The organism is Luminiphilus syltensis NOR5-1B (assembly GCF_000158175.1).
Lineage (GTDB): Bacteria > Pseudomonadota > Gammaproteobacteria > Pseudomonadales > Halieaceae > Luminiphilus > Luminiphilus syltensis.
In genome coordinates this window covers 516,266-530,525 of the sequence record NZ_DS999411.1, presented here as the reverse complement: position 1 = coordinate 530,525, position 14,260 = coordinate 516,266, and the positions used below count along the sequence as shown (strand labels likewise).

13 protein-coding genes are annotated in these 14,260 nt (G+C 56.4%); 10 read left to right on the top strand and 3 right to left on the bottom strand.

The features are described 5' to 3' along the window. Window positions 1-19 precede the first annotated feature (19 nt). The 6 genes from rbfA (at window position 20) to NOR51B_RS02330 (ending at window position 7,791) form a co-directional block, all read left to right on the top strand. Entirely contained in the window at window positions 20-424 is a 405-nt protein-coding gene (rbfA, locus tag NOR51B_RS02355; RefSeq protein WP_009019735.1) for a 30S ribosome-binding factor RbfA, read from the top strand. A 1-nt stretch (window position 425) separates the two neighbouring features. After that, the gene (gene truB, locus NOR51B_RS02350; protein WP_009019876.1) at window positions 426-1,358 is read left to right on the top strand and encodes a tRNA pseudouridine(55) synthase TruB; all 933 of its coding nucleotides are present in this window, start codon (window positions 426-428) and stop codon (window positions 1,356-1,358) included. Window positions 1,359-1,435: 77 nt separating this feature from the next. Continuing rightward, window positions 1,436-1,705 carry a 30S ribosomal protein S15 gene (gene rpsO, locus NOR51B_RS02345; protein WP_009021372.1) on the top strand — a complete coding sequence of 90 codons (270 nt, stop codon included), beginning with the start codon at window positions 1,436-1,438 and terminating at the stop codon, window positions 1,703-1,705. A 54-nt stretch (window positions 1,706-1,759) separates the two neighbouring features. Beyond that, complete coding sequence (gene pnp, locus NOR51B_RS02340) at window positions 1,760-3,913, top strand: polyribonucleotide nucleotidyltransferase (RefSeq protein ID WP_009019775.1); 2,154 nt, start codon at window positions 1,760-1,762, stop codon at window positions 3,911-3,913. A gap of 127 nt (window positions 3,914-4,040) precedes the next feature. Next, window positions 4,041-4,235, top strand: a complete 195-nt coding sequence (locus NOR51B_RS02335; protein WP_009021292.1) for a hypothetical protein — start codon at window positions 4,041-4,043, stop codon at window positions 4,233-4,235. Between the two features lie 70 nt (window positions 4,236-4,305). Beyond that, window positions 4,306-7,791 (top strand): PAS domain-containing hybrid sensor histidine kinase/response regulator, encoded by a 3,486-nt coding sequence (locus NOR51B_RS02330; RefSeq protein ID WP_009019089.1) that lies wholly within the window; start codon window positions 4,306-4,308, stop codon window positions 7,789-7,791. On the opposite strand, the gene NOR51B_RS02325 is transcribed toward NOR51B_RS02330, so the two are convergent. Beyond that, entirely contained in the window at window positions 7,758-8,438 is a 681-nt protein-coding gene (locus NOR51B_RS02325) for a response regulator transcription factor (protein ID WP_009021286.1), read from the bottom strand. The genes NOR51B_RS02330 and NOR51B_RS02325 overlap by 34 nt on opposite strands. A 210-nt stretch (window positions 8,439-8,648) precedes the next feature. Between NOR51B_RS02325 and NOR51B_RS02320 the strand changes: the two genes are divergently transcribed. From NOR51B_RS02320 to NOR51B_RS02305, 4 genes are all read left to right on the top strand, one after another. Then, on the top strand, window positions 8,649-9,968 hold the full coding sequence (locus NOR51B_RS02320) for a DcaP family trimeric outer membrane transporter (protein ID WP_230198385.1): 1,320 nt from the start codon (window positions 8,649-8,651) through the stop codon (window positions 9,966-9,968). 27 nt (window positions 9,969-9,995) lie between these two features. Then, complete coding sequence (locus NOR51B_RS02315; RefSeq protein WP_009021109.1) at window positions 9,996-10,265, top strand: DUF4212 domain-containing protein; 270 nt, start codon at window positions 9,996-9,998, stop codon at window positions 10,263-10,265. After that, window positions 10,265-11,995, top strand: coding sequence for a sodium:solute symporter family protein (locus NOR51B_RS02310; protein ID WP_009021164.1), 1,731 nt, complete (start codon window positions 10,265-10,267; stop codon window positions 11,993-11,995). Before NOR51B_RS02315 ends, NOR51B_RS02310 begins: the two co-directional genes overlap by 1 nt. A 122-nt stretch (window positions 11,996-12,117) precedes the next feature. Next, window positions 12,118-12,603, top strand: coding sequence for a hypothetical protein (locus NOR51B_RS02305; protein WP_040482267.1), 486 nt, complete (start codon window positions 12,118-12,120; stop codon window positions 12,601-12,603). Here the strand turns inward: NOR51B_RS02305 and panC are convergent, their stop codons facing one another. Beyond that, the gene (gene panC, locus NOR51B_RS02300; RefSeq protein ID WP_009018852.1) at window positions 12,604-13,446 is read right to left on the bottom strand and encodes a pantoate--beta-alanine ligase; all 843 of its coding nucleotides are present in this window, start codon (window positions 13,444-13,446) and stop codon (window positions 12,604-12,606) included. A gap of 7 nt (window positions 13,447-13,453) precedes the next feature. Then, entirely contained in the window at window positions 13,454-14,245 is a 792-nt protein-coding gene (gene panB, locus NOR51B_RS02295; RefSeq protein WP_009021618.1) for a 3-methyl-2-oxobutanoate hydroxymethyltransferase, read from the bottom strand. Window positions 14,246-14,260: the final 15 nt, after the last annotated feature.

Below are 14,260 nucleotides of genomic sequence, written 5' to 3'. Positions count from 1 at the left end.
ATAGGGGATCGATCGCCTGATGGCGCGTGAATTCACACGGTCGCAACGGGTTGGTGACTTTCTGCAGCAGGAGCTGGCTCGGCTGATTCAACAGGAAGTTCGAGATCCTCGCGCGCATATGGTTAGCGTTACCGGCGTTGATGTGACTCGGGATTTCGCCCATGCCAAGGTGTATTACACCCAGCTTGGGGTTGATTCCCGGGAAGCCGCTGAGGAGACCACCCAGGTGCTGAATGGCGCCGCCGGATTCCTGCGCTCCCGCATCGCGCGTTCTGCGACTATGCGGACCGTGCCTCGACTGCAGTTTCGTTTCGACGAGAGCGTGGGTTACGGTCGCTCGATGGAGCAATTGATCGACCGGGTAAAGGACGCCGATCGCCGGTTGCGCGACGCTGAAGACGAAGACCCATCTGTGGGAAATTAAAGTGGCACGTCGTCGTCGTGGACGAGCCGTTAACGGCATCCTCGTACTTGATAAACCAAAAGGCGTTACTTCAAACGGTGCTCTGCAACGGGTCAAGCGGCTCTTTGGCGCAGCGAAGGCGGGCCACACGGGTAGTCTGGATCCTCTTGCGACCGGTGTGCTCCCCCTCTGCTTTGGCGAGGCTACCAAGGTGTCCCAGTTTTTACTGGACGCCGATAAGGCCTATCAGAGCACTTTTGCCTTTGGTGTTGGCACAGCGACGGGTGATGCCGAGGGTGATGAAACGGCTCGCGCTGACGCGTCTTCACTGACCCGGCACGCCGTGGAAGCTGCCATCAGCGAATTTCGTGGCGAAATCGACCAGGTCCCTCCCATGTACTCTGCACTCAAGCGCGATGGACAGCCGTTGTACAAGCTGGCACGCGAGGGTATCGAGGTCGAGCGGGAGGGTCGGCGGGTGACGATCGCCGCCTTTGAACTCCTGGATTTTATGCCCGGTGAGTGTGCTCACGCCGTGGTGGATATTCGCTGCTCCAAAGGCACCTATGTCCGCTCGCTTGCTGAGGATCTGGGTCGGGCGCTTGGACTTCCCGCGCACGTGGCTACATTGCGACGAACGGGTGCTGGCATATTTACCCTCGATCAGGCGCTCACGATGGAGCAGCTCGAGGACATTGCCAGCCAGGGGGGGCCGCCAGCGCTGGATGCCACTTTACAGTCCATGGAGCTCGCAATTACCCATCTGCCGCGGGTTGAGGTTGGAGAATCTGCGGGATATTACCTGCGTCAGGGGCAGCCCGTACTAGTGCCAAATGGCCCGCGAGATGGTATGGTGCGCCTCGCGATTACCGGGGGAGCGTTCCTCGGTATAGGTGAGATGCTGGAGGATGGCCGCGTGGCCCCAAAGCGCATTCTCGCGACGCAACGATTTTAGCCGGGAGTCCCCGGCCGAACCCATCTGTAAACCTGCACGGTTGGGCTCGTTAAACATCGCAGGTTGGAGATAACGACATGGCATTAAACGCCGCCCGTAAGGCGCAAATCGTCAAGGATTACCAGCAATCCGAGAGTGACACCGGCTCACCCGAAGTTCAGGTGGCACTGCTCACAGCCAACATCGAAGAGCTTCAGAAGCACTTCAAGGAACACGGACAGGATCATCATTCCCGTCGTGGTCTGATCAGAATGGTTAATCAGCGTCGTAAGCTGCTGGACTACCTCAAGCGCAAAGACACCCCTCGATACGCAGAACTCATCAAGCGTCTCGGCCTGCGCCGGTAATGTTCAGCCCACAGGCCGGCTTTTTGCCGGCCGTTTTATTTTGGAGAATAGTCAGTGAACGTAGTTAGTAAATCGTTCCAGTACGGTGGCCATGAAGTCACCCTGGAAACCGGGCGTATTGCCCGTCAAGCCTCAGGCGCGGTCATGGTCACCATGGGTGATACCAGCGTTCTGTGTACCGTTGTTGCCGCACGCAGCATGCGCCCTGGACAGGATTTCTTTCCCCTGGCCGTGCATTACATCGAGAAAACCTATTCCGTTGGTAAGATCCCGGGTGGTTTCTTCAAGCGTGAAGCGCGACCGAGCGAGAAAGAGACCCTGACATCACGATTGATCGATCGACCGATTCGTCCCTTGTTCCCGAACGGCTTCATGAATGAAGTACAGGTAGTCTGTACTGTGATGTCCGCCGGCCCCGAGATTGATCCCGATATTCCCGCAATGATCGGCACCTCTGCGGCACTCGCGATTTCCGGTGCACCTTTTAATGGCCCCATTGGTGGCGCCCGCGTCGGCTTTACCGAAGCTGAGGGCTACCTCCTCAATCCAACCTACAGCGCATTGAAGAGCAGCAAGCTCGATATGGTGGTTGCGGGTACCAAGGACGCGGTACTCATGGTTGAGAGCCAGGCCGACCAACTGACCGAAGACCAGATGCTGGGTGCTGTGTTGTTTGCCCACCAGGAAATGCAGGCGGTCATTCACGCGATCAATGAGCTGGTTGCCGATGCCGGTAAGCCGCGTTGGGAGTGGCAAGCGCCTGCGGTGGACGAAGGCCTGCAATCAGCGGTAGAAGCTGAAGCCGGCGCCGCTCTGGGCGAGGCTTATCGCATCACCGAAAAAGCGGCGCGCTACGAGCGTGTCGGTGAAGTTCGCAATGCTGTGGTCGAGAAATTGGCGGCCGAAGACGGCCCGACCGCTGATGACATCAAAGACGTCTTCAAGGGGCTGGAAAAGCGGATTGTTCGTCAGCGAATTCTCGATGGTGAGCCGCGAATCGACGGCCGTGATGGCCGAACCGTACGTCCGATTGCCTGCGAACTCGACATCCTGTCCAAAGTTCACGGGTCGGCACTCTTCACTCGCGGAGAGACCCAGGCCATTGGTGCCATCACGCTGGGCTCTACTCGCGATGCGCAAATTATCGATGCGCTGGAAGGCGAGCGACGCGATCCATTCATGTTGCATTACAACTTCCCTCCCTATTCGGTGGGTGAAGCCGGCCGCATCGGCTTTACCAGTCGTCGTGAGATTGGCCATGGGCGGCTCGCCCGACGTGGTCTCGCTGCTGTGTTGCCGACGGAAGAAGAATTTCCCTACACCATCCGCGTTGTCTCTGAAATTACTGAATCCAACGGATCAAGCTCAATGGCGTCAGTCTGCGTGGGTTCCCTCGGTCTGATGGCCGCGGGCGTGCCTCTGAAGGCACCGGTCGCGGGTATTGCCATGGGTCTGGTCAAGGAAGGCAACAACTTTGCCGTCCTCACCGACATCTTGGGCGATGAGGATCATCTCGGCGATATGGATTTCAAGGTGGCGGGTACCGCGAGCGGCGTTACTGCATTGCAGATGGACATCAAGATTGAAGGCATCAACGAGCAAATTATGGAAATCGCGCTCGAGCAGGCACTTCAGGCTCGGTTACACATTCTCGGTCAGATGAACGCAGTCATCGATGCACCTCGCGAGATCACCTCTGAGAACGCACCGAGTATGGTTGCCCTCAAGGTCGACTCCGACAAGATTCGCGACATTATCGGTAAGGGCGGTGCCACTATCCGTCAAATCACCGAAGAGTCGGGTGCAACCGTTGACATCAATGACGACGGAACGGTGAAGGTGTTTGGTCAGACTCAGGCGGCGCGCGATGCCGCTGTCGATATGATCATGGAGATCACCGCAGAGGCAGAAGTAGGCGCTGTGTACACCGGTACGGTGGCGCGTATTGTTGACTTTGGTGCGTTCATCACCATTCTTCCCGGCAAAGATGGGTTGGTTCATATTTCCCAGATCGCCGAGGAGCGGGTTGAGAACGTATCCGACTACCTCACCGAGGGGGAAGAAGTGCGCGTCAAGGTACTCGACGTCGATCAGCGCGGCCGTATTAAGCTGTCGATCAAGGAGCTCAAGGCTGACGAAGCGGCGGATGCGCCGGCTGATGACGTTGACCAGGGCGACCCCGAACCCGAGTCGCTGACCGCTGAATAGCGTCTAAAACGTAAGACTGCGATAGCGGCCCACATTTCGTGGGCCGCTTTTTTTTGCCCTGAAAGCCTTGCTATCCCACCCTGGAAATTCTTGTCATTCTTTTATAGCGGTCGGTTAGACTCGCGATATGAAGACGGATACATTGATTATCGGCGGCAAGACCTTTCATTTTCTGGATGCCGCGCGAATGAATCTCGCCACCGATTCGGGGGCAGTGGTATCCGCGGCCAAAGGTACAGGGTGCCCACGCCCTGAGCAGTACCGACGTATCACTGCTACCGACCAAGATCAGTGGCGGCCGATAGTGATGAATACCGAGTGACTGTGAGGCGGTTTAAGCTGATGCTGCTGTTCAATACCTGCTTGGGCTTCGGGATTGGGGCGGTAGGACTATGACCCCCACAATCCTTCTGGTGCTCGCGCTGGCCTACATCGGCGCACTGTTCATTATTGCGAATTATTTCGAGTATCGAGGCGTTAGCCAGCGGCAGACGTCACCGTATGTTTATGCCCTGACGCTGGCGGTGTACTGCACGTCCTGGAGCTTTTATGGTGCTGTTGGGTCGATGGCCACAGAGCCCTGGTCACACGCCGCGATTTATATCGGACCGTTTCTGGTACTGACCCTCGGTCGCCCGATTATCGATCGTCTGGTGCAGACAGGGCATCGACAGCGGGTGACCTCTATCGCCGATTTTCTTGGCTCCCGATACGGCAAGCGCCAATCGGTTGCCGCGGGCGCTGCGTTGATTTGTCTTGCTGCAGTGTTGCCTTATCTCGCGCTGCAATTTCGCGCCCTGCAGCAGGTCTGGGCAGTGGTCAACACGGGTGACACCCTGTTGCCTGGCGCTGCCGCTGACAGTATTACCCTGCTGATTGCGCTGGGGCTGGCGACATTTGCGGTTTTGTTCGGGGTTCGGCGGCTGGATGGCAGCGAGCGTTACCGCGGTCTGATGCATGCCATGGCCGCAGAAGCGTTGGTCAAGCTGATTGCATTTATAGCCGTAGCGGGGTTGGCGGCTGTCTGGCTGTACCAGCACGGTTCGGTATCGTCGCCAACAGCACCGATAAGTACGATGCAATTTGATTCGACATTTTGGGCACAGTTGCTGATTTCTGCGGTGGCCATACTGTGCCTGCCGCGCCAGTTCCACGTGACCGTCGTGGAGGTGGACAGTATTGAGCAAACCCGCCGGGTGCGATGGTTGTTTCCTTCCTACTTGCTGCTCTTCATGCTCCTGGTGGTACCGATAGCATTGGCGGGTCAGCAGATTTTTTCCGGCGAGGGCCCCGGGGTCGCGGATACCTATGTTCAGCTTATACCCATCGCACTCGATTCCGGTGGGGTATCGGCGCTGGTATTTTTGGGCGGTATCAGCGCGGCGACCGGGATGGTGCTGGTGGCCACGGTTAGTGTATCGATTATGGTCACCAATGAGTTGGTGGTACCGCTCTTGTTCAGGGTGGCAGACCCGGCCTCACGGACCTTGCTTAATTTTGGCAGGGTACTGCGTCGCTCTCGCCAGATTACGGTTTTTGCGATTTCGATCGCCGCCTGGTTTGTGGCGTCGGGGCTCTCTGCACTGCCGGGGCTCACTCAAATTGGTTTCCTCTCGTTTCTGGGTACCGCGCAATTGGCACCCGCCTTACTCATTGGGCTGTACTGGCAGCGGGCCAACGGCACGGCAATTCTCGTGGGTATGCTGAGCGGTGCGCTGGTGTGGCTCGTCATGGGTGTACTGCCCGCGACGCTTCCTGTGGATAGCGCCTGGCATCAGTTACTACCCGACGGGCCACTCGAGGCGTTACTGACAGACTCGTCGTTTGCTTTCGTGACTTTTTTCAGTTTGGGATTGAATACGCTGATCTGTCTGGTCCTGTCTCTGGTTCTGCGAGCACGGTCGGCGGATTTGCGTCAGGCTCACCGTTTTATGAGTGGGTCCGATGAGACGGCAGCACTCGATTTCTCTCCCAGCGTTGTGCATGTCGTCCAGCTTGCCAGTCTGATTCGTCCGCTGTTATCCGATTTGGGTTTTCAGCGATTCTGGCGGGAGCTGGAGGCGTCGTATGAGCAGCGGTTGTTGCCCTCGGATCGAGCACCGCGGTTTGTGATTGCGGCCGTGGAGGCCGTTCTGGCCAATGCGGTTGGCGCGACGTCAGCGCAACAGATTGTCGCTCGTTTGGAGAAGGATTTGCAGCTCGATATTAATGACCTTACCGCGCTGGTTGGTGATGCGCAGCGTTCAGTCTCATTCAATCGAGAGGTGCTGGAAACCGCCGTCGAAAATATTGGCCATGGCGTTTCGGTGGTCGATGCCCAGTTGCGCCTGGTTGCCTGGAACGGCGAGTACGAGCGAATGTTCGATTATCCTGCGCGGTTCCTGTTTGTAGGTTGTCCTATTGATCGGGTCTATCGCTTTAATGCCGAGCGCGGCATTTTGTCAGCCTCTGAGGGAAGAACCCTGCAACAGGAGGTTGATCGTCGGCTGGAGTTTTTGCGCGACGGGTCTGAATACACCATCGAGCGCGAGATGGCTGATGGTCGGGTGCTCAAGGTCCACGGCGCACCCCTGCCCGGTGGCGGTTTTGTGACCACCTACGTGGACATCTCCGACTACAACGAGCTGGTAGTTCAGCTGGGGGAGGCAAAGATTGAGCTTGAGAGCCGACTGGTAACCGGCGAGAAGGCGCTGAGCGAGCGCAATGCGGATTTACGCCATGAAGTTCGTCTTCGATCCGAGGCCGAGGCACAATTGCGGGATGCCTACCGCAGTAAGACCCATTTTATGTCGGCGACCAGCCACGACTTACTCCAGCCTATCAATGCTGCACGATTGCTGGCGGGCGCCTTACCGCGCACTGAGGATTCAGGGGAAACAAACCTGCGCCGACAATTGTTGAATTCGCTGGATCGGGCCCAGACCATGATTCAGGAATTACGCGAGATGGCCCGCCTCGGCTCTGGAGGAATGGTAGCGACTGAAACCACTTTCCCATTGCAAAAACTGTTTGATGAACTCAGTTTTCAGTTCGCGCCTCAGGCAAAGAGCCAGGCACTGGAGCTGAGATTCGTTCCTACCACCAGCTGGGTGCGGACAGATGAGGCGATGTTGCTGCGGCTGTTGCAGAACCTCGTGGGCAATGCGGTTAAATATACCGAGAAGGGCAGGATATTGATCGGTGTGCGTCATAGCGGTGGAACGGTATGCATCGATGTTTACGATACCGGGCCTGGGATCGACCGGGCGGATCAGGGCCGAATCTTCAATGAGTTTGAGCGTCTCGAACGGGCGGACGGTCCCGGGGCAGATGGCCTTGGCCTGGGGCTGTCTCTGGTTGCTCGATACGCCGAATTGTTAAACGCCACACTGGATCTCGAATCGGAACGAGGAAAAGGGAGCCATTTTTCCCTGCGCTTACCCCGCGTTGAAGCACTGACCGAAACTACCGACACCGAGGGTGCTGCCACCCATAATCAAGGGTTCATCGCCGGCAGGGTTATCGTGATCGATAACGATCCCTCGTTGCGAGCGGGTATCGCGAGCGTGCTCGAGGGGTTTGGCCTCTCGGTGGAGGTTGCGGCCTCGGGCGGGGAAGCTCGCCGGGTATTTTCCCATACCGGCAGCGGGCTACTCGCCGTTATCGCCGACTATCATCTCGACCGGGGCGAGACCGGCCTGTCGGTTGTTGCCGCACTCCGGCAACTGGGTCTGCAATCGCCTGTTGTTATCGTGAGCGCGGATGACAGCGGCAGCGTTCGCGATCAGGCGAGGGCATCTCAATGTCGATTTCTGCCCAAGCCCCTGGATGAGCAGCGACTCAGAGCGTTGTTGACGGCACTTGCTCAGGAAGCTCCAGAGCTTGGTGGGGCCTCGTAGTTCTGGTTGGTTTCCGGCATCAAGCGGTTTAATACCAGCGCCGCCTGAGTACGGGAATGTACACCCAATTTGCGAAAGATCTCGGTCATGTGTGCTTTCACGGTGGCTTCTTTCACCCCCAGTTCGTAAGCAATCTGCTTATTGAGTTGTCCCTCCACCAGCATGGACACTACTCGAAACTGTTGCGCGGTCATTGTCGCGATGGCTTCCGCCGCATCGAGGCCGCTCAGGGATTCGCCGCGACTTGAGGTCTCAAGCCCTGGGTGGAGACCTCTCTCACCGGCGATAACCCGACCTATGGTGCTGACAATGACTTCGGGCTCTGCAGACTTGCTGAGAAATGCGGCCGCGCCGTGATCGAGTGCGCGGCGCACGGTTTCAGGATGGGTATTCGCGGAGATGATGATAATGGGCAAACGCTGGCGCTGCGCCAAAGACCAGCTAAGCACTGAGAAACCAACGGCGCCCGGCATGTGTAAATCCAGCATCAGTAAATCGACCGGTTTTTGGCTGAGCAGGTGTTTCTGCACGGTCTCCACATCGGCCACAGTCATGACTTCAGCATCGAGATCGCTGGCGGAAATCACTGTACTGAGTGCCTGACCAAACAGCGGATGATCGTCAGCAATACAAATAGTGGTACCCATAGGTAGCGCAACCCGTTTATGGACCGATGCCGTCTCGGCCTTAATTTTTATCAGAATGTGAGAGCAATGGTCTGGCAACAATCCCGTTTGGATCGGTATAGACCTTAGTCGAAATTAGCCCTTGTTTTGACCAAAGTCTAGTGGGTAGTGTCCGCGCTTGTCCGTATAACGAACGCTCCGATAGGCCAATAAACATAAAAGGAGCGCACTATGGCTTTGATCAGGGGGATGCATCGGTCAGTACTGGCTGCGGCGGTCGTCTCATGTACCGCCGCATCCACAATGGCATATGCCGACGATGCAACGGAGCAGCGAATCGCACAGCTGGAGAGGCAGGTGGCTTTATTGCTATCCAAGCTCGAGCAGCATGAAGCGAGTGTGGAGGTCTCCACTGAGTTTCTCGATGTCAATGAAGCCCGGACCATGCATGAAGAAATGCGGCCGATGAGTCCGAATACCAAGTTCACTTATGGTGGCTTTATCTCATTGAATGCGCTGGCGACCAATTACAGCGATGGAAAACCGGCGAGCCCATTGATCGATGATTTACTCGTGCCTTCGCTGATTCCAACCGGTGGTGATAGCTCGTATTCGACCACCAATATCCACGCCAAGCAGTCGCGATTTTTGTTCGGTACCGAAACCAAAACCGATGCGGGAGTGTTTTCCTCGCGGGTTGAACTTGATTTTATGATCGGCGGGCAGGGTGATGAGCGGATATCCAATAGCTACGCCGCGCGAATTCGTCAGGCTTATGTCGACTGGAACTATGGTTCGGGCTCGCTGCTGGCGGGACAGGCGTGGTCGACGTTCCATGACGTCAGCACGCTACCCTATTTTGTTGATTTCGTAGGACCCGCGGGCACGGTGTTTAACCGGCAGGCGATGGTTCGATGGTCCACGGGTAATTGGCAATTCGCCGCCGAGAACCCGCGGACTCGCCTGAACGGTGTTGCCCATGACGATTTCAATTCCAGCTACATGCCCGACCTCGTGGCCCGGTACAAAACCAAGACCGGCAATATGAATTGGTCGGTAGCGGGTATCCTGCGGACACTTTCTTACGATGACCGCAATACGGGAATGGATGATTCAGCCCAGGGTTATGGTATTTCGGGATCCGGAAAGTATACGCTGGAGGGCGGCCACGATATTCGGATGCAGCTTAGCTACGGCGATGCGCTGGGTCGTTACCTCGGGCTGAACATGTTCAATGACGGCTACGTTGATATCAACGGCGATGTTGAAACCTTCGATCAAATGGGCGGCTATCTCGCTTATCGGCACTTGTGGTCCCAGGCCTGGGAGTCCTCCATTGGTTACTCCTACTCCGCAGCCGACAATCCTTCGGATGTGGATTCGAGTAGTTGGGCGAAGGAATACCATTCGTTTCATGCCAACCTGAAGTACAAGCCAGCACCAGGACTCTGGATTGGTGGTGAATACATTTACGCGAGCAAAGAGCTGGAAAACGGTGACAAGGGTGACCTCGACCGTATCCAGATGGCTGTTCAGTACAGCTTTAAATAATTGGTCATTCGAGCCAAGGAGAACACTATGTCAAATCTGTCTGAAAAAAATGCCGAAGAGTACTGGCGCCGCAACAAGTCACTCATGGTCAAACTCGGAGTGATCTGGTTCGCAGTGAGCTACGGCTTCGGAATACTGCTTGTTGATCAATTGAATGCCATCCATCTGGGAGGCTACAAATTAGGATTCTGGTTCGCACAACAGGGGTCGATTTATACCTTTATTCTGCTGGTGTTTTACTACACCTGGGCGATGGGTCGACTCGACAAGGAATTTGATGTCGAGGAGGAAGAATAATGGAACTGCAAACGATCACCTACATTGTTGTAGGTTTCACCTTCGCCATCTATATCGGCATTGCCATTTGGGCACGCGCCGGTTCAACAAAAGAGTTTTATGTTGCAGGCGGGGGTATTCACCCGGTCGCCAATGGTATGGCAACCGCCGCCGACTGGATGTCGGCCGCATCGTTTATTGGTATGGCGGGTCTGATCGCGTTTATGGGTTACGGCGGCTCGGTGTTCCTGATGGGGTGGACCGGTGGCTACGTGATACTGGCCATGCTGCTGGCACCCTATCTGCGAAAGTACGGTAAGTTCACTGTGCCTGAGTTTATCGGTGACCGATTTTACTCGGATACCGCGCGAACCGTGGCGGTGATCTGCCTGATCATTTGCTCGGTGACTTATGTCATCGGTCAGATGAAAGGTATCGGTGTGGCTTTCTCACGTTTCCTCGAGACCGATTACGAGACCGGGCTGTACACCGGTATGGTCATTGTCTTCTTCTACGCTGTGCTCGGTGGAATGAAGGGGATTACCTATACCCAGATCGCCCAGTACTGCGTTTTGATTCTCGCCTACACGATTCCAGCGATCTTCATCAGCCTGCAGCTTACCGGTAATCCGTTCCCGCAATTGGGGCTCGGTAGCACTTTGGTGGGTACGGATACCTACCTGCTCGACAAGCTCGATATGATGGTGATGGATCTCGGCTTTTCCGAGTACACGACGACCGGACGACTGAGTACGCTCAATATGTTCGCCTACACCGCTTCACTCATGATCGGAACCGCGGGCTTGCCCCATGTCATTATCCGGTTCTTCACCGTACCCAAGGTGAAGGATGCGCGAAGCTCTGCCGGGTGGGCGTTGATCTTTATCGCCATTCTTTACACCACGGCACCAGCGGTCGCCGGTATGGCGCGTCTCAATATCATGCAGACCATTGAACCGAGTCCGGGTGAATACCTGAAAATTGATGAGCGTCCCGATTGGTTCAAGAACTGGGAGACCACGGGCCTTCTCGAGATTGAAGACAAGAACGGTGATGGTCGTATCCAGTACAGTGCCGACGAGTCGGTCAATGAGTTGGTCAAGCTGGATAGGGATATTCTGGTACTGGCTAACCCCGAGATCGCCAATCTGCCCAACTGGGTGATTGCCCTGGTCGCGGCAGGCGGCCTGGCCGCGGCGCTGTCTACCGCTGCGGGACTGTTGCTCGCAATTTCGTCAGCCATTTCCCACGACCTACTCAAGGGGATGCTGCTACCCAATATCAGCGAGAAGCAGGAACTTCGTGCCTCCCGGGTGGCGATGGCGCTCGCGATTGTCGGCGCCGGCTATCTCGGGCTGCACCCGCCAGGATTTGCCGCGGGGACGGTGGCCTTGGCGTTCGGCCTTGCCGCTTCCTCGATTTTCCCGGTGCTGATGATGGGTATCTTCTCGAGAAAGATTACTCGCGAAGGGGCAATTGCAGGCATGGTTGCCGGTATCGGTGTCACCCTCTTCTACGTGTTCCAGCACAAGGGGATCATGTTCATACCCGAGTGGCGTTACCTGGAAGGACTCGGTAGCAACTGGTTCATGGGTATTGAGCCCAACGCCTTTGGCTGCATCGGTGCGGTGATTAACTTTACCGTGGCGATCGTGGTCAGCAAGGTCACGGCTGCGCCGCCCGAGCGTATCCAGGCACTGGTCGAGGACATTCGTGTTCCGGTGGGCGCGAGTATTGCCCAGACGCACTGATCTTTCTGTTGCACTGTTGTAATCTTTGGGGGCTTTGCCCCCTTTTTTATGCGCTATTTTTGCCAGATAAGCCGGGTTACCCGCGTGTTTACCGCGCCCTGGCGATTGATGAGAGAAAACCTATGTCTGTAGTGTCGCTTATGAAGAACAAGCACGTGGTGATCGCTATGCTGGTCACCCCCGTGCTGGCCGTCCTGGCATGGTTCGCAGTGGGTTGGTTTATGGGGGGTGATTTATTGATGCCCCAAAAAGCAGAGCCCGGGCAGTCCTACCCTCTTGTTGAACAAAGCGGCTGCCGATACGGAGGTGGCATCTGTCGACTGCGTAATGAAGATTTTCAGCTCGAGATCTCCCGCCTTGACCAGGAATCGGCCGGGCTGCGTATATCGTCGGTGTTTCCCCTCGATTCGTTGCTACTGGGGCTCGTCAATCAGGGTCCTGAAGCGCCCACAGCGGCGAGGCAGGTGGGTGATAATCCGGGCGAATGGCAACTCGAGCTTGCGCAATTGCCTGGTAGTGATGATCGACTGCGCCTTATCGCGATGCGCGCTGGGGTGATGTATTTCGGTGAGGCGGGTTTTACCTGGCTCGAGCCCAACAATCGATGATCAGACACTGATGTTGTCGATCAAACGAGTGCTACCGAGCCTGGCGGCTGCAAAAATGGCCAGCTCGGTGTCTTCCGGGGTTGCCAGCTCGAGATTATCGCGGCGACGGATCTCGAAGTAATCGGTAGCAAAACCGACATTATCGAGATGCTCGATGGTGGTTTTCTGCAGGCGTTGAAAATCTCGATCTCCGCCACGAATAGCCTGCGCACAGTCGACAAGCGCCTGATAAATCGAGGGTGCCTTCGCCCGTTCCTCCGGGGTGAGACGCCCGTTTCTCGAGCTTAGTGCGAGACCATCTTCAGCTCTTGCTGTGGCCACGGTCTCGATGTTCAGTGGCAGGGCGAGATCGCTTACCATTTTGCGGATGACCATCACTTGCTGCAGGTCTTTTTCGCCGAAAATAGCCACGTCGGGCCGAACGAGGTTGAATAGCTTGCAGCAGACCGTAGTCACCCCATCGAAATGTCCCGGCCGGCTGGCACCACAGAGGACATTGGTTAACCCCGGTGCTTTCACTTGCGTATGGCGATCAATACCCTCGGGGTATATGTCGCTGGTGGTCGGGGTAAATACCAGGTCGGTATCCAGGCGTTCCAGCTGCTCGATGTCCTTTTGCAGGCTGCGGGGATAACTATCGAGGTCTTCGTTCTGGCCGAACTGCATCGGATTAACAAAGATGGATACGGCCACACAATCGGCAACGTGCCGCGCCCGGTCAACCAGCGCAAGATGGCCCGCATGAAGATTACCCATGGTCGGTACAAAGGCCACGGTTTTCGTGTTGTCAGCGCATTGGGCCAGACTTGAGCGCAGGGCGTTGGAATCTGAAACGATTTCCATTCAGCGGCTAGGTGTAGGTGTGCTGTTCGAGCGGATAATCACCGGACTTCACCGCTGCGACAAACGCCTTGAGCGCGTCTTGAACTGAATCCGCCTCGGCCATGAAGTTCTGCACGAACTTGGGTGTTACATCGCTGAGGCCCAGCAAGTCGTGGAGCACCAGTACCTGGGCATCGGTACCCGCCCCGGCACCGATACCAATAACCGGGATGTCGAGCTTGGAGCTGATGTCGGCCGCAAGGTGCGCAGGCACGCACTCAAGTACCAGCAGGCTGGCTCCTGCATCCTGAATCTCTACGGCGTCCGCAAGAATGGATTTCGCTTCTTTTGGCGTCTTACCCTGTACCCGATAGCCACCGAAAACATTGACCGATTGCGGTGTCAGGCCCAGGTGGGCGCAAACGGGAATGCCGCGCTCGACCAACTGGTTGATACTGTCGCTGAGCCAGGTACCGCCCTCCATCTTGATCATTTGTGCACCGGCCTGCATCAGCTGGGTACCCGCTGCCAACGCATCGTCAGTGCTTGAGTAGGACATGAACGGCATGTCAGCGACAATCAATGAGTGGGGTCTTGCCCGCGCAACACAGGCGGTGTGGTAGGCCATGGCTTCGAGGTCGACGGGAATCGTTGTGTCATGACCCTGCAACACCATGCCCAGAGAATCGCCGACGAGAATGGTTTCTGCACCCGCCTCGCTGACCAGGCGGGCAAAGGTCGCATCATAGGCAGTGATCATCACAAATTTATCGCCCGCGGCCTTCATGGCATCCAACGTACTGATGGTTACGCGTTTCATGGCTTCGATTCCTGC